At 66.0% G+C, this 14,095-nt stretch carries 14 protein-coding genes; 7 read left to right on the top strand and 7 right to left on the bottom strand.

Going from position 1 to position 14,095, the window contains the following annotated elements; genetic code table 11:
* Positions 1–136 precede the first annotated feature (136 nt).
* The gene (locus tag AC56LR_RS14455; protein WP_497131385.1) at positions 137–1,330 is read left to right on the top strand and encodes a glycosyltransferase family 1 protein; all 1,194 of its coding nucleotides are present in this window, start codon (positions 137–139) and stop codon (positions 1,328–1,330) included.
* Positions 1,331–1,470: 140 nt separating this feature from the next.
* Here AC56LR_RS14455 and AC56LR_RS14450 read toward each other — a convergent pair whose 3' ends face one another.
* The gene (locus tag AC56LR_RS14450; RefSeq protein WP_497131384.1) at positions 1,471–2,562 is read right to left on the bottom strand and encodes a mechanosensitive ion channel family protein; all 1,092 of its coding nucleotides are present in this window, start codon (positions 2,560–2,562) and stop codon (positions 1,471–1,473) included.
* A 104-nt stretch (positions 2,563–2,666) separates the two neighbouring features.
* Here AC56LR_RS14450 and AC56LR_RS14445 point away from each other — a divergent pair, with 104 nt between their 5' ends.
* Positions 2,667–3,092 (top strand): NUDIX hydrolase, encoded by a 426-nt coding sequence (locus tag AC56LR_RS14445; protein WP_497131382.1) that lies wholly within the window; start codon positions 2,667–2,669, stop codon positions 3,090–3,092.
* 140 nt (positions 3,093–3,232) lie between these two features.
* Positions 3,233–4,066, top strand: a complete 834-nt coding sequence (locus AC56LR_RS14440) for a phytanoyl-CoA dioxygenase family protein (protein WP_497131381.1) — start codon at positions 3,233–3,235, stop codon at positions 4,064–4,066.
* A 38-nt stretch (positions 4,067–4,104) separates the two neighbouring features.
* Here AC56LR_RS14440 and AC56LR_RS14435 read toward each other — a convergent pair whose 3' ends face one another.
* The 3 genes from AC56LR_RS14435 to AC56LR_RS14425 are packed head-to-tail and all read right to left on the bottom strand — an operon-like array spanning position 4,105 to position 5,052.
* Positions 4,105–4,386 carry a DUF5985 family protein gene (locus AC56LR_RS14435; protein WP_497131379.1) on the bottom strand — a complete coding sequence of 94 codons (282 nt, stop codon included), beginning with the start codon at positions 4,384–4,386 and terminating at the stop codon, positions 4,105–4,107.
* 4 nt (positions 4,387–4,390) lie between these two features.
* Positions 4,391–4,648, bottom strand: coding sequence for a DUF5985 family protein (locus tag AC56LR_RS14430; RefSeq protein WP_497131377.1), 258 nt, complete (start codon positions 4,646–4,648; stop codon positions 4,391–4,393).
* Entirely contained in the window at positions 4,648–5,052 is a 405-nt protein-coding gene (locus AC56LR_RS14425; protein ID WP_497131376.1) for a hypothetical protein, read from the bottom strand. The genes AC56LR_RS14430 and AC56LR_RS14425 overlap by 1 nt, the downstream gene beginning before the upstream one ends.
* Positions 5,053–5,230: 178 nt before the next feature.
* On the opposite strand from AC56LR_RS14425, the gene AC56LR_RS14420 reads away from it, so the two are divergent.
* The 3 genes from AC56LR_RS14420 to AC56LR_RS14410 all read left to right on the top strand — a co-directional run bounded on the left by AC56LR_RS14420 (position 5,231) and on the right by AC56LR_RS14410 (position 8,097).
* Complete coding sequence (locus tag AC56LR_RS14420; RefSeq protein WP_497131374.1) at positions 5,231–6,007, top strand: DNA/RNA non-specific endonuclease; 777 nt, start codon at positions 5,231–5,233, stop codon at positions 6,005–6,007.
* Positions 6,008–6,021: 14 nt separating this feature from the next.
* The gene (locus AC56LR_RS14415) at positions 6,022–6,279 is read left to right on the top strand and encodes a hypothetical protein (RefSeq protein WP_497131372.1); all 258 of its coding nucleotides are present in this window, start codon (positions 6,022–6,024) and stop codon (positions 6,277–6,279) included.
* Positions 6,280–6,426: 147 nt separating this feature from the next.
* A complete protein-coding gene (locus tag AC56LR_RS14410) occupies positions 6,427–8,097 on the top strand; it encodes a hypothetical protein (RefSeq protein ID WP_497131370.1) in 1,671 nt (556 codons plus the stop codon).
* Between the two features lie 112 nt (positions 8,098–8,209).
* Here the strand turns inward: AC56LR_RS14410 and AC56LR_RS14405 are convergent, their stop codons facing one another.
* From AC56LR_RS14405 to AC56LR_RS14395, 3 genes are all read right to left on the bottom strand, one after another.
* Positions 8,210–11,074, bottom strand: a complete 2,865-nt coding sequence (locus AC56LR_RS14405; protein ID WP_497131368.1) for a M16 family metallopeptidase — start codon at positions 11,072–11,074, stop codon at positions 8,210–8,212.
* A 102-nt stretch (positions 11,075–11,176) separates the two neighbouring features.
* Complete coding sequence (locus tag AC56LR_RS14400; RefSeq protein WP_497131467.1) at positions 11,177–12,088, bottom strand: sensor domain-containing diguanylate cyclase; 912 nt, start codon at positions 12,086–12,088, stop codon at positions 11,177–11,179.
* A 220-nt stretch (positions 12,089–12,308) separates the two neighbouring features.
* Positions 12,309–13,259: a sensor histidine kinase gene (locus tag AC56LR_RS14395; protein WP_497131366.1), complete on the bottom strand. Its 951-nt coding sequence runs from the start codon at positions 13,257–13,259 to the stop codon at positions 12,309–12,311.
* A 184-nt stretch (positions 13,260–13,443) separates the two neighbouring features.
* Here AC56LR_RS14395 and queE point away from each other — a divergent pair, with 184 nt between their 5' ends.
* Entirely contained in the window at positions 13,444–14,079 is a 636-nt protein-coding gene (gene queE, locus AC56LR_RS14390; RefSeq protein ID WP_497131364.1) for a 7-carboxy-7-deazaguanine synthase, read from the top strand.
* Positions 14,080–14,095 lie beyond the last annotated feature (16 nt).

Raw genomic sequence — 14,095 nt, 5'->3', positions numbered from 1 at the left:
ATATTGGAAAATTTGCATGTTACGATCTCCGGGTACGGTCGGCTCCATGCTCGGCCGGAGACTGGCATCGAGAGAGAAAATCCGCCAGGCATCACCAACAATTAGATAGCGCCAACTAGGCGAAAAGGAAATGAATATGCCGACCCTGATCGTGTTTTGCCACCTCCGTTGGGACTTCGTCTTTCAGCGTCCGCAGCACCTGATGACCCGTTTGGCGGAACACTACGACATCGTGTTTATCGAGGAACCGGTATATGGCGAAGGCCAGGCCTTCCTGAAAAAGACGGCCGTGGCGCCGAACATCACCGTTTGCCAGCCGCATACCCCGATCCACGCACCGGGCTTCCACGACGACCAGATCCCGACCCTGCAGAACCTGCTGGCCGACCTGGTGCCAGGCGGCGAACAGCCGATCGTCTGGTTCTACACCCCGATGGCGCTGCCGCTGCTGCAGGGCCTGAACCCGTCCAAGATCGTCTATGACTGCATGGACGAACTGGCGATGTTCAAGAATTCGCCGAAACAGCTGCTGCAGCGCGAAAGCGCACTGCTGAACATGGCCGACGTCGTCTTCACCGGCGGCCCGAGCCTGTACCAGTCCAAGCGCGACCGCCACGCCAACGCCCACTGCTTCTCGAGCAGCGTCGACGCCAAGCACTTCCGCCAGGCGCAGGACCCCGACATTTCGCATCCTGACCAGGCCCATATCCCAGGCCCGCGCCTCGGTTTCTACGGCGTGATCGACGAGCGTTTCGACGTCGACCTGGTGTCAAACATGGCCGACGCGCACCCGGAATGGCAGATCGTGCTGGTCGGCCCGGTCGTCAAGATCGACCCGGCGACGCTGCCGAAGCAGCCGAACGTGCACTACATGGGCCAGCGCACCTATGACCAGCTGCCGCAGTTCCTGGCCGGCTGGGACGTCTGCCTGCTGCCGTTCGCGATCAACGATTCGACCAAGTTCATCAGCCCGACCAAGGTGCTCGAATACATGGCGGCCGAGCTGCCGTCGGTATCGACCCCGATCACCGACGTGGTGGTGCCGTACGGCGACGTGGTGGCCATTGCCGACACCGCCGAACAATACATCGCCGCCTGCGAACGCCAGCTGTCCATGAGCGAGGCCGAGCGCCAGGCCATGGGCAAGCGCATGCGCGAAGTCGTTGCCGGCACCTCCTGGGACCGCACCGCCACCAAGATGCACGAGCTGATCACCAGCGCCGTCCCGAACACCGCGGCCCAGCGCCTGGTCGCCGGCAAGGCCGAGGTGGCAAGCCCGGAACTGGCCACGGCCAAGGCCAGTCCGCTGCCGATTGCGAAAACCGCCTGAAGCGCATGACCGGCCACACAGCGTAAGCGGCCAGCGGGTGGCGACACCCGCTGGCTGGCGACTGCACGGCGGCGGACCTGTGAGGGTACCGCCGCCGTGTCTTTTTGCGCCTGCGTTTTTGAGCGCCAGTGGGCGCCGGCTCAATGCCGGACGAAACTGGCGCCGGGCGGCATCGGCGGCCAGGCGCCGGCCGGGTCGGCCGCATCGGCCACGCGCACCACCGACAGCGGGTGCGCGAACTGGATCTGCTCGCGCTGGAAGGCGCGGTAGACCTCCAGCAGGATCTCCTGCTGGGCATCCATGTGCAGGATGTAGTCGGGGCTGCGGAAGTGGTACACCACCTCGAAATCGAGCGACCAGTCGCCGTAGCGGAAAAAATGGGCACGCTCGAAGTCGACGTCGCTGCGCGCCGCGATGATGCCGCGCACGATGCCGGGAATGGCCGTGACCTGGGCTTCGCAGGTGCCGTAGGCCACGCGCAGGATGAAGGCCACGCGGCGCGACAGCATGCGCTTGTGGTTGTGGATGCGGCTCTTGAGCAGTTCGCCGTTCGAGAACACGATCTGCTCGCCGCCCAGGCCGCGCAGCCGGGTGGTCTTCAGGCCGATGTATTCGACTTCGCCGAGCGCGTCGCCGACGATGATGAAGTCGCCGACCTCGAACGGCTTGTCGAGCATGATCGAGAGCGACGCGAACAAGTCGCCCAGAATGTTCTGGGTCGCCAGCGCAACCGCGATGCCGCCCACGCCCAGGCTGGCCACCAGCGTGGTGATGTTGAAGCCGAAGTTATCGAGCATCATCAGGAAGGCCACGGTCCACACGACCAGGCGCAGCATGAAGAACAGGATGGTGCTGGACGCCTTGCGCGCGCCTTCTCCCGGCATGCCGAGCAGCTGGCTGCGCCAGCCGCGCAGGCCGGTGTCGCCCCAGATCCCGAGCTGCAGGATCAGCGAAGCGACCGCGAGGCGCGACACCACCAGGCGCAAGCTCTCCGGCATGTGGACGAAGATGCTGCCCAGGTAGACGCCGATCGCGAGCAGGAGCAGCAGGTAGGTCTTGCGCAGCATGCGCACCACCAGGTCGTCGATGCGCGTGACCGTCCGGCGCGACAGGTCGTCCAGGCGGCGCAGCGCCAGCGCCCGGATGACATACATCGCCGCCGTGGACCCGACGCACACGCCCAGCGCCAGCATCCAGCTTTCCAGATCGTTATTGTTCAGCAGATACTCCATCCCGCACTCCCGTCAGCGCTTGACGCCAGCACCCAGTGTGCGGTGCAGGGGGGCGCGGGGCGCGCACAGTTGACAGTCAGGCACCTGCCTCGATACATTGGCCCATGGCCAAGCACACCCTCTCCTGTGGCACCCTGGTGGTCAATCCGCGGCGCGAGCTGCTGCTGTGCCACGTCACGCACACGCCCAAATGGGATATCCCGAAAGGCATGCTGGACCCGGGCGAAACCGAGCTGGAGGCGGCGATGCGCGAGCTGCGCGAGGAGTCCGCCCTGGTGTTCGATGCGGCGCGCTTCCGTGACCTCGGGCCCTTCGCCTACCGTCGCGACAAGCGCCTGCACCTGTTCATGGTGGAGTGCGGCCCCGGGCTGGAGAGCCTGGCCCACCTGCACTGCAGCACCACCTTCCCGCACCATGTGACCGGCAGGCCCACGCCCGAGATGGACGGCTACCGCTGGGCGGCGCGCGGGGAGCTGCCCGGCCTGTGCTGGCCGCGCATGGGAGAGGTGCTGATGAAGATCGACTGGTAGGGACAGGCCTGTGGGAGTCGGCCTTGCGCCACCGGCCGGCGAATGCCGCTAGTATGGGCGCCCTGTGATCGCGCCGTGACCGGACGCCGTGAACGGCATCCGGCGGCGCTCCTGCCGCAACCTGTACTGGAGGAAGAACAATGACTAGTCAACTGCCCGCCACCGGCTATGAAGTGGCCGACATCATGCGCGGCATCTACGGCGACGGCATCATCGCCTGCCGCGGCGCCTTCGAGCGCGGCCTGATCGAAGAACTGGGCGCCGACATCGACCTGCTGTTCCGCGAGGCCCAGGCCCGGCCCGGCGGGGCGCTCAACCGCGGCCCGAACCGGTTCTATGTCGAAGTCCACCCGGAGCGGCTGCGCGGCTTCGTGGCGATCGCCAGCCATCCATGGGTGGTGGCCGTGTGCAGCGCGGTGCTGGGACCGGACTACCGGCTGGTCGAAGTCGGCTTCGACGTGCCCGGCCCGGGCGCCATGCACCAGCCCTGGCACCGCGACTTCGCGTCGCCGCCGGAAACTGCGCGCGGCCGGCGCCTGAGCTCGCTCGCCTTCAACATCACCACCGTCGACGTCACCGAAGACATGGGGCCGTTCGAGATCGCCCCCGGCACCCAATGGGACCTGTTCGGCGGAGACCCGATGTTCCCAGGTCCAGAACTGTGGCCGCGCTACGACGCCCGCGCCGAGCGCAAGATGCCGAAGATGGGCGACATCTCGGCGCGCTCGGCCCTGACCATCCACCGCGGCACGGCCAATCAGTCGAACCGTTCGCGCCCGGTGCTGGTGGTGGGCGCCGACGCGCCCGATGCGACCAACGCCATCCGCCACGACCTGCAGATGTCGCGTGCTTTCCACGACAGCCTGCCGCCGCAGGTGCGCGAGCACCTGAGCTGCCGGGTGGTGGATCGGCTCGAGCCGATCCAGCAGGCCCATACCATCGAGGGCCTGAAGATGGGCGTGACGATGGGGTGAGGCGCCTGGCCGACGCGGCGCCCTCGTGCGGGCGCACGCTAGCTCTGCCCGTCCTTGTGCCGATCCCGCGAAGGCAGGTTCTTTTCCAGGATCGCCCACAGGATCAGGCCGTAGGCCAGCAGGCGCACCAGGTAATGCAGCGGCGAATCCTCGCCGGTTTCGTTCAGCACCGCGGAATAAATCCGGTGCAGGCCCTCGATGAAGAACGAGAGGGCGAAATACATGAAGAAGCGGTCGCCCGAGCTGCGCCAGAAGCGCAGGAAGAACAGGGCGATGGTCAGCGAGGCCATCGAGATCGCACCGTACATCATCTGGCTCATCGGCTTACTCCTTCTCGTAGATCAGGCCGTACAACAGCAGCAGGCAGGCCACCAGGGCGCTGACCAGGCGCAGCGGCATGAAGTCGACATCCGGGAAGACGATCTTGTCGAATATCAGGAACAGGTTGTTGAAGGTCATCACCGCGAAACAGGAGCCGCTCCAGAACAGGAGGCGGTGGCGGGTGCGGCGGTAGCTGGCGAACAGCAGCCAGGTACAGGCCAGCGAGGTCAGCATGCACAACGTATAGATGAGTGCGCCCATTAGGGTTCCTTGCGCAAACGGAAAGCATCGGCGAACTGCTGCGCCTTGCGGTCGAGGGTGGAGTGGATCAGGAGGGTGATGTCGACCAGGTGCCGGGCGTACAGTTCGGCCAGCAGGTCGATGCGTTCGCGCAGCGGCTCGGTCGCCGGCGCGTAACAATAGGTATGCGCGCGCTTGGCCGGGTCCTGCGAGGCGCAGGGCCTGGCCATGACGGCGCGGCACAGTTCGTCGAGCAGGGCCAGGGCCGTGCGCTCGCTGATATACAGCCGGGAAGCGAGCATCTCTCCAGTCCATTGCTGGTCGGGATCGGCGCGCAACAGCAGCAGTGCTTCCAGGAAGGGCACGGAGGGCACGCTCGTCAGGACGAACCGGCGCAAGTCCTCGGGGATGGGTGGACGGTCCATTCGGGTCTATCGGAATTTCCCAAAAGGAATCTTTAAAATAAAACGGGAATTCTAGACCATTCTTTGCGGAAAGGCATTCAATCGTGCGCACGGGTATGAAGGCAGCGCAAACAGCTGTTTGCGCCCCATCAAAGACAAGCGGCTACAATGCGGCTTGTTCCCCTGCCATTCGCACACCATGCTTCGTTCTTTCCTGGCACGCCTCGGCCTCGCGGCGGCCCTGCTGTTCTCCGGCGCCGTCTATGCCGCCGGCTGCCCCTCGCATTACCTGGACGGGCGTCCGCCCGAAATCCGCAACCCGAAACTGGCGGTCGACACGCGCGAGCTGTGCTACGGCGTGTTCGGCGTCATGCATTCGGGCGTGACCCGCACCCCACTGTGGTCGGCCGAGTTCCTGCGCGCCGACAACCTGGAGGCGGCCGAGGGGCTGGAGCGCGACAATGCCTTCCACGCCGAGCCGCGCCTGCCGCGCGGCCAGCGCGCCGAGCTCTCCGATTACGCACGCAGCGGCCTGGATCGCGGCCACCTGGCGCCGAACGGCGACATGCCCGACCGCCGCGCCCAGCGCGAGAGCTTTTCGCTGGCGAACATGGTGCCGCAGGACCGCGACCACAACCGCCATATCTGGGCCCCGATCGAAGGCGCGGTGCGCAAGATGGCGAAGAAGGAGGGCGCCCTGTACGTGATTACCGGCCCGGCTTTCCTGGGCACGAATTTGCGCAAGGTCGGCCAGGTGCTGGTGCCGAGCCACCTGTACAAGGTGGTGTACAGCCCGCGCCAGAAAGCGGCCGCCGCCTGGTTCGTCGAGAACCGGGCCGACGCCCCGATCCAGGCCATTCCCGTGGCCGAGCTCGAGCGCATCGTCGGCATCGAACTGCTGCCCTCGCTGACGCGGCAGCAGAAGGAACACATGCTTGCCTTGCCCAAGATCCGCCAGCGCAAGAACAGATACTGAACCCTGGAGGCGCCATGACCCGCAAGAAGAGCTTTACCCCGTATGCCAACGAAGCCGAGGTATTGGAGATCGGCAACCTGATGCTGGAGAACCGGGTCGACCGCATCACGGTGTCGGGCGACGTCGACCTGACCGCCGACAAACAGGGCTTGCAGGACGCCAGGGTTCTGCACGAAACACTGGGCGCCATTGTCGCCGCGCTCGAGGCGCGCGAGCTGCCCGACCGGCTGCCGCCACCGGAGGTCAAGACCGTCGCCAACCCTTTCGACTGAGGCCGGGTTTTCCTGCGACTCCGTGCACGGCAGTCGCGCGCGCGCCCCGGCAGGTTTGGAGTAATCTCGACCCATTCGCCCAGCCGTGGCGGGTGCATCGCCTGCAATGGCCTGCGCCATGACCTTGACCATTTCGGAGGAACGACCATGCAACATACTCTCGTAGCCGTGTTCGACAACCGGACCGACGCCCAGAATGCAATGAACGAACTCTTGTCCTCGAACTTCTCGCGCCAGGACGTTCGCATGTCCAATGCCGACCCGACCGGCATGACCGACAGCGTGACCGGCCATCCCGGCCGCGATACCTCCGAGCCCGGTGAAAGCCTCGGCGCCAGCATCAAGCACTTCTTCCACGACCTGTTCGGCGCCGACCACGGTGACCGCATCAGCCGCTACGAGGGTGCGGTCACGCGCGGCCACCATGTCCTCACCGTCACCGCCGAGTCGCTGCCGGAAGTCGAGCGCGCGGCCGACATCATCGAGCGCTATGGCCCGACCGATATCGACGAACAAGCCTCGGGCACCGGCATGGCCGGCATGCCGGAGTCCATGCGCATGAGCGGCGCGGGCGGCATGCAGCAGTCGGCCCAGCCGTCGGCGCAGGCGGCCCCGGTCCTGTCGCAGCAGCTCGAAGACGCAGGTGACCGCAAGCTGTTCGCGCAGCAGTCGCTGAACCAGGCCGAGCCGATGGGCCAGACCTACCAGGAGCCGATGGGCAAGAGTGGCCTGAGCGCCACCGGCGGCACCTCCTTCCAGGGTTCGACCCTGCAGGAAAACGCGGTCCAGGGCTCGTCCCTCGAGGGTTCGGCCTACCAGGGCGCCGGCGCCGCTTCGCAGCAGCGCGACACCCGCACCGGCAGCGCTTCCACCCCCAACATGGGATCGATGGAAATCCAGCGCGGCAAGTCGCGCATCTATTCGCCGGCGACGGGGACGGGTTCAAGCCCTAGCCTGGACATCGGCAGCACCTTCGGCGACGACGACGAGTACTACCGCAACCACTTCCTCGCCAACTACAGCAGCAGCGGCGACGACTACGACAGCTACCGTCCGGCCTATTCCTTCGGCTCCGACATGGCGCGCGACACCCGCTACAGCGGCCGCCAATGGGACGAGGTCGAGCCCGAACTGCGCAGCAGCTGGGACAGCCGCAGCGCCGCCGGCGCCGGGGCCGGCGCGACCTGGGACAAGATGAAGGCCGCCGTGCGCCGCGGCTGGGACCGTATCACGAGCGACGATGACGATACGCGTTTTCGCAGCCACTACGACACCCACCTGAGTGTCTCGGGCGACGACTACGACGACTACAAGCCGGCCTATTCCTACGGCGCAGAAATGCGCAAGAGCCAGATGTTCCGCAACCAGCCATGGGACGACATCGAGGGCGACATGCGCCGCGGCTGGGATTCGCGCATCGCCAACGGCACCGGCAGCACGGCAGGCACCGAAGGCGTGGGCGGGGCCTGGGACAAGATGAAGTCGGCCGTGCGCCATGGCTGGGAAAGCATGACCGGGGGCCATGGCACGTCCACCGCCGACCGTCTGGATCTCGACGACGACGACACTGCCTACCGCAGGCACTGGAACGCCACCTACAGTTCCACCACCGAGGCGTCGTCCTATGACGAATACAAGCCTGCCTATTCCTACGGCTCGGAAATGGCGCGCAACGAGAAATACCGCGGCCGCCAGTGGATCGAGGTGGAAAACGACCTGCGTACCGACTGGGATGCCCGCTACGGCAGCGGCGGGCAGTCGACCTGGGAGAAGGTGAAGTCGGCGGTGCGTCATGGCTGGGATCGGATGACGTCGTAATTTGCGGTAGCGGTTCGCCCCGGCGGAGGCCGGGGCCCAAGTTTTCACGCCCACCCACAAACCCAAAAAAAATCGGCGCCCACGGCGCCGATTTCACAACCAAAGAACTAACTCACTCCGCAAACGCCTGCACCGCCGGCGTGATCTTCACCGCTTCCGGCTTGATCCCCAGCTTCATCGAACCGATCTTCTGGTCTTCATCGAGCAGCGCCTGCGGCTTGTTGGCGTCGTACTTGACCGGCGAGAAGGCGTCGCTCACCAGCTTTTCCTTCAGCTCGGCCGCATCCTTGGTGATCACCACCACCGACAGGTTCTTGCTCGACAGGTGCTTTCTGATCGCCGCATTCACGTCGGCCACGGTCAGCTTCGCCAGGCTGTCTCGCATCATGCGGGTAAATTCCGGCGTGCGGTACCACTGGGCGTCGAGCGCATAGCCCAGCTGCTGGTCTTGCGTCGCCGTCATGACGAACACGTTCTTCATCAAATAGCCGCGGGTGGTCTCGAAATCCTGCTGGCTCAAGCCATTTGCCACCAGCTTGTCCAGCTCGAACAGCGCGGCGCGCAGGGCGAAGTGGCCGTTCTGCGGGGCGACCGGGCGGATCCAGACTTCGAACAGCTGCGCCTTGCGGCCCAGGTTCGGATTCGGGAAGAACTGGAACATCCCGCGCGGGAAGGCTTCGATATAGGCGTAGTCGCCGTAGTTCAGGCCACGCTTTTCACGAATGCGCTGGTACAGGCGCGCGCTCGAGGCGCGGTGCTCGCCCAGCCAGGTCTTGGCCATCCACAGGGCCGGGAAGTCCGGATGCGAACGGGTGACTTCCAGAGGCAGGCCGAAGGAGATCGCGGTCGCGCGGGTGTTCTTCTCGACGATCTCGACTTCCAGGCCATTGGGCATGCGGCCGCGGATGGCCGGGGTCGGCGCCAGGCCGGTGCCGGCGGGCAGGCGCGACAACGCGGTCGTGAGCGAAGCGATCATCTTCTCGGACACGTCGCCCGAGATGGCGACACGCACCGCGCCCTTGGCATAGGCCTGGCGGTAGAAGTTCTTCACGTCCTCCAGGGTGATCGACTCGATGCCCTTGCCGGTGCCCAGCACCGGGTGGCCGTAGGGCGTGCCGGCGAAGACGTTCGCCTGCAGGCGCTCCTTGCCGAATTCTTCCTCGTTGTTATCCTTGAGGTCGAGTACCAGCGCATTCTTCTGCGCGTCCTTCAGGCGGCGGAAGTCGTCCTCGCGAAAGCCGGGGTCCGTCAACAACGGCAGGGCGATGCCGAGATACTGGTCCCAGTTGTCCTTGTGGGTGGTGCCGGTGAAGGTGGTCATCTCCTTGTCGGTCTGCTCGGTAAGGCTGGCCGCAAGCGGGAACAGGGCCTTGGTGACCTCGTCGATCTTGCGCTCGCGCGAACCGGCGGACGCCACCATCGCGGCGGTCAGCGCGGCCAGGCCTTCCTTGCCTTTCGGATCATGCGCGGAGCCGGCCGCGAACAGCAGCTTGAAGCGGATCTGCGGCAGCGCCGATTTCTGGACCAGCACGTCGAACTTCGTCTCGCCGGCCTTGGGTGCGAAAGCCGCGAGCTTGGGCAGCGTGCCAACCGCCGCCGGCAGCGCCTCATGCGACAGGGTAGTGACCACCATCGAGTCGTCCACCAGGTATTTGCGGGCGGCAGCCTGCAGATCGGCCGGGGTGAGGCTGTCGACCACGCGGTAGTAGCGGTTCAGGGTGCCGTAGGAACGGTCGAAGTGCACATAGGACGCGAGGGTCGAGGCGATCGCCTCGGTGTTGTCGAGCGAGCGGATCAGGCCGTACTTGTTGGCCGACTTGGCATCGGCCAGGGCGCTCGCCGCCACCGGCTCGTCGCGCAGCTTCGCGACCGTCTCCAGGATGGCGTCGCGCACGTACACGGCGTCGGAGGCCTTCTTGACGCGGGCGCCGATCGTGGCCAGGTTGGCGTCGACCCGGTTCGGCGTGAAGTCGAACAGCTGGTCGACCTTCTGTTCGTCCTGCACCAGGCGCTTGTACAAGGTCGAAGTGCGCCCGAACGAGAGCGACAGCAGCATCGACAGCGCGGCCTGGTCTTTCTGCGTTTCCGAGAAGGCAGGGGCGCGGAAGGCCACGGTCACCAGGGGGAGGGTCGGGGTCGGCCATGGCACGTGGCGGTATTGGGCGCCGCGCGCCGGCGGCTCGACCGGGACGTTCGACTTGAAGCTGCCGCGTTTCCACGCGCCGAAGTAGCGCTCGACCATCGCGATGGCCTTGGCCGGCTCGACGTCGCCGGCGATGATGACGGTGGTGCGCTCCGGGCGGTACCAGCGGTCGAAGAAGACCTTCGAATACTCGTACTGGTTGGGCATGTCCTCGATGTCCTTGAGGAAGCCCATCGTCGTGTGGCGATAGGTGTGGGTGGTGAAGGCGGCTTCGCGCTGGACCTCGAACAGCTTCTGCATCGGGTTCGCGCTGTTCTTGTTGTACTCGCCGAGCACGGCGCGCGATTCGGTCTTGAAGGCCTCGACCGGATAGGACAGGTGCTGGAAACGGTCGGCTTCGACCTTGAGCACGGTCTCCAGGTCTTCCTTGGCGAAGGTGGTGTAGTAGTTGGTCAGGTCGTCGCTGGTGTAGGCGTTCTGGCGCGCACCGGCTTTCGTGATGATCTGCTGGTATTTCTCCGGCGGATAGGTAGGGGTACCGCGGAACATCATGTGCTCGAAGAAGTGGGCGAAGCCCGACTTGCCCGGCTCGACTTCATTGCGTGAACCGGTCTGCACCGGGATGTGCACGGACACCAGGTTCGGGAAGCCGGTCGGCACCACGATCACCTTCAGGCCGTTCGGCAGGGTTTTTTCAATGGCCTTGAAGGGCAGCACGTTGGCGCTGGCGGCCACTTTGGCGGGCGGCGCGGCCATGGCCGGCGCCGCGAAGGCCAGCAGCGCGGCGGGAATGATGGTCGCCAGCAGGCTGCGGGACAGGATGGGTTTCGACACGGTCTCTCCTTATTGGAATATTGCTAACCGCGAAGGATAGAATATTCGACAAGGAAAGAACAGCGAATTCAGGCGTGCATATGCGCGGCGCGGCGGCCGCTGTTACGCCGCTTCGCTCAGGGGCAGGCTGATGCGGTTGCGCCCCAGGTGCTTGGCCCGGTACAGGGCGGCGTCGGCGATCGCGACCAGCTGGCTGGCGGTGCTGTCGGGACCGGCAATCGCGGTGGCCGCGCCGATCGACACCGTCACGTGCCGGGTCGGGGCAGTGGAGGGCAGCTGCAGCTGCTCGACCCGGCAGCGGATGCGTTCGGCCACGATGGCCGCGCCCTTGAGCGACTGGTTCGGCAGGATCACGGCGAACTCCTCGCCGCCGTAGCGCGCGACCAGGTCATTGGCGCGCATTTCGCTCGACACCGCCTTGGCGATGCGCTTGAGGCATTCGTCGCCCCCTAAATGGCCGTTGGCGTCGTTATAGGCCTTGAAGTTGTCGACGTCCACCATCAGCAGCGACAGCGGCTGGCCCTGGCGCAGGGCGCGCGCCCATTCGGCGTGCAGGGTGTCGTCGAAGCAGCGGCGGTTGGCCAGACCCGTCAGGCCGTCGCGGGTGGCCAGCTGCTCGAGCGCCACCTGGGCCATCTTTTCCTCGGTCAGGTCGCGCAGGGTTTCCACCACGGCCGACAATTCGCCTTCGGAATCGTAGATCGGGCTGGCGTCGGCCGCCAGGTAGCGGCGGCGGCCGGCGCGCGGCATGTCGAACCAGCTCTCCAGGCACAGGCTGGCCGGGGCGGCGTCGGGCGCGCAGCGCGGGATGATCTGGCGCACCTCGTCGGTACGGTTCTGCAGCACCAGGTCGGCCAGGGTAGGGCGCCGGTGCTCGTAGAAGCTGCGCCAATGGTCGCTGGTGCCGAGGATTTCGCGTGCGGGAACGCCGGTCAGCCGTTCGCAGGCCCGGTTCCAGATCATGACGCGGGCATTGCGGTCGAGTACGAAGACCGGGATCGAAATGGTTTCCATCAGTTGACCGACGAAGGCATCGTCTTTGACGAGTGCGTTCGCGGCTGGCAGGTTGATGCCGGCGCTTGTTATTGTCGAACTGATCATAAGGTCCTCTGCGGTTCCGGTCCGGCAGCCGAATGACTGCCAACAGGAAACGATTTTGCTACCGCAAGCGGAGAATCTTATTGATTTTGAGCAAGACTATTCACAGGTGCTCGACATTACCCGTGGCGCCGATTCACGCCATGAGCGGCTCCCGCCTGACCGGCAGGGTGACGGCGACGACCGTGCCGCCGCGCCGCCCGCCGGCCAGGCGCATGCTGCCGCCCAGGGCTTCGGCGCGTTCGCGCATGCCGTCCAGGCTGCTGCCGCGTTGCGGCTGAACGGCCGGGCCGGTGCCGTCGTCTTCCACCTTCAGGGTGATGTCGCGGGCCGAATCGACCAGGGTGACGCAGACCATGGTCGCCTGCGCATGGTGGGCCACGTTGGCCAGCGCTTCCTGCAGGGCGCGGAACAGCACGGCGTCGGTTTCGCGGTCGGTGGCGCACGGGGCGGCCGGGTCGCTGCCGGCGTCGAAGCGGTAATCCAGCCCGTGCAGGCGGGCGAACTCGGCAAGATGGCGCTCGGCGGCCTGGCGCAGGGTGGTGCCGGGGGCGATCGGGCGCAGGCCGGCGACGATGGCGCGCACGGCCCGGATCGATGCATCGAGGTTGGCGATCGAGGCAGTAAGCTTGTCGTGGATCGCCGGCGAAGTGCCGCGCACGGCGGCCTGCTGCAGCGCGAGTTCGACGCGCAGGGCCAGCAGCCGGTGGCCGAGCTCGTCGTGCAGGTCGCGCGCGATACGGGACCGCTCGGATTCGCGCACGCTTTCCTGGCCATGCACCAGCCGGCACAGCACTTCATGGCTGCCGGCCAATGCATTTTCGACATCGGCATGGGCATGGCGTTCGGCCGCCAGTTGGAGCTCGAGCGAGCGGCTGCGTTCTTCCGCGGCGCGCGAGCGGCGCTGCAGCAGCACGGCCAGCGCGAGGGCGGCCAGCGCCACCATGGCGGTTGCCAGCAACTCGGGCGCCGCGCCGCGCAGCGGCAGCGGCACCGCCGCGGCAAGCTCGGCGCGTGCTGCTGGCGTGGCGGCGGCGCTTGCCGCCAGCGCCGACAGCAGGATTAGGAATGAGATGGACTTTGTCATGGCTTCCTTCTGACTCACGTTCGGAACATTCCTCAGGAAGGTACATCGGAGTCCGACGGAGAATATTGTCGATAGTCAATGCATGAACGCCACACCGGGTCGCGCCAGGGGCCTTGGGCGGACCGCGGCAGTAGCATGGCAGCGGCGCGGCGCGCTATAATGGAAGGTTGACGAGAGGCTTACCGTGACTTACAGCATCAAAGAGATCTTCTACACCTTGCAGGGAGAAGGCGCCCATGCGGGGCGCCCGGCCGTGTTCTGCCGCTTCTCCGGCTGCAACCTGTGGACCGGCCGCGAGCAGGACCGCGCCACCAGCATCTGCCGCTTCTGCGATACCGATTTCGTCGGCACCGACGGCGAGCGCGGCGGCAAGTTCCGCGACGCCGCGGCTCTGGCAGCCGAGATCGACGGCCTGTGGCCGGCCCTGCACCCGGCCAGCAAATACGTCGTGTTTACCGGCGGCGAGCCGCTGCTGCAGCTCGACCGAGCCCTGATCGACGCCATGCACGCGGTCGGCTTTACCATCGCCATCGAGACCAACGGCACGCTGCCGGTGCCGGAAGGGGTGGACTGGATCTGCGTCAGCCCGAAGATGGGCTCGCAGCTGGTGGTCGCCCGGGGCAATGAGATCAAGGTCGTCATCCCGCAGGTCGGCCAGGATCTGGCCGCCTACGAGGGACTCGATTTCGAGAACTTCTACGTACAGCCGATGGACGGCCCGCTCGCCGCACAAAACACGCGCCTGGCGATCGAGACCTGCCGCAGCAATCCCAAGTGGAAGCTCAGCCTCCAGACCCACAAACTCCTCCAGATTCCTTAAGTTCACCGAAGCCGCA

It is taken from the genome of Telluria sp. ZT3P39, assembly GCF_059685935.1.
Note: the sequence above shows the minus strand (reverse complement) of the source record. Positions and strands in the feature narration are given on the sequence as shown.

What these genes read in the sequence shown, in the direction of transcription:
- AC56LR_RS14455 (WP_497131385.1), top strand. Translation starts at nt 137, where the DNA reads ATGCCGACCCTGATCGTGTTTTGCCACCTCCGTTGGGACTTCGTCTTT.
- AC56LR_RS14430 (WP_497131377.1), bottom strand. Translation starts at nt 4,648, where the DNA reads ATGGGCGCACTCATCTATACGTTGTGCATGCTGACCTCGCTGGCCTGT.
- AC56LR_RS14425 (WP_497131376.1), bottom strand. Translation starts at nt 5,052, where the DNA reads ATGGACCGTCCACCCATCCCCGAGGACTTGCGCCGGTTCGTCCTGACG.
- AC56LR_RS14445 (WP_497131382.1), top strand. Translation starts at nt 2,667, where the DNA reads ATGGCCAAGCACACCCTCTCCTGTGGCACCCTGGTGGTCAATCCGCGG.
- AC56LR_RS14440 (WP_497131381.1), top strand. Translation starts at nt 3,233, where the DNA reads ATGACTAGTCAACTGCCCGCCACCGGCTATGAAGTGGCCGACATCATG.
- AC56LR_RS14410 (WP_497131370.1), top strand. Translation starts at nt 6,427, where the DNA reads ATGCAACATACTCTCGTAGCCGTGTTCGACAACCGGACCGACGCCCAG.
- AC56LR_RS14400 (WP_497131467.1), bottom strand. Translation starts at nt 12,088, where the DNA reads ATGGAAACCATTTCGATCCCGGTCTTCGTACTCGACCGCAATGCCCGC.
- AC56LR_RS14415 (WP_497131372.1), top strand. Translation starts at nt 6,022, where the DNA reads ATGACCCGCAAGAAGAGCTTTACCCCGTATGCCAACGAAGCCGAGGTA.
- AC56LR_RS14450 (WP_497131384.1), bottom strand. Translation starts at nt 2,562, where the DNA reads ATGGAGTATCTGCTGAACAATAACGATCTGGAAAGCTGGATGCTGGCG.
- AC56LR_RS14395 (WP_497131366.1), bottom strand. Translation starts at nt 13,259, where the DNA reads ATGACAAAGTCCATCTCATTCCTAATCCTGCTGTCGGCGCTGGCGGCA.
- AC56LR_RS14420 (WP_497131374.1), top strand. Translation starts at nt 5,231, where the DNA reads ATGCTTCGTTCTTTCCTGGCACGCCTCGGCCTCGCGGCGGCCCTGCTG.
- AC56LR_RS14435 (WP_497131379.1), bottom strand. Translation starts at nt 4,386, where the DNA reads ATGAGCCAGATGATGTACGGTGCGATCTCGATGGCCTCGCTGACCATC.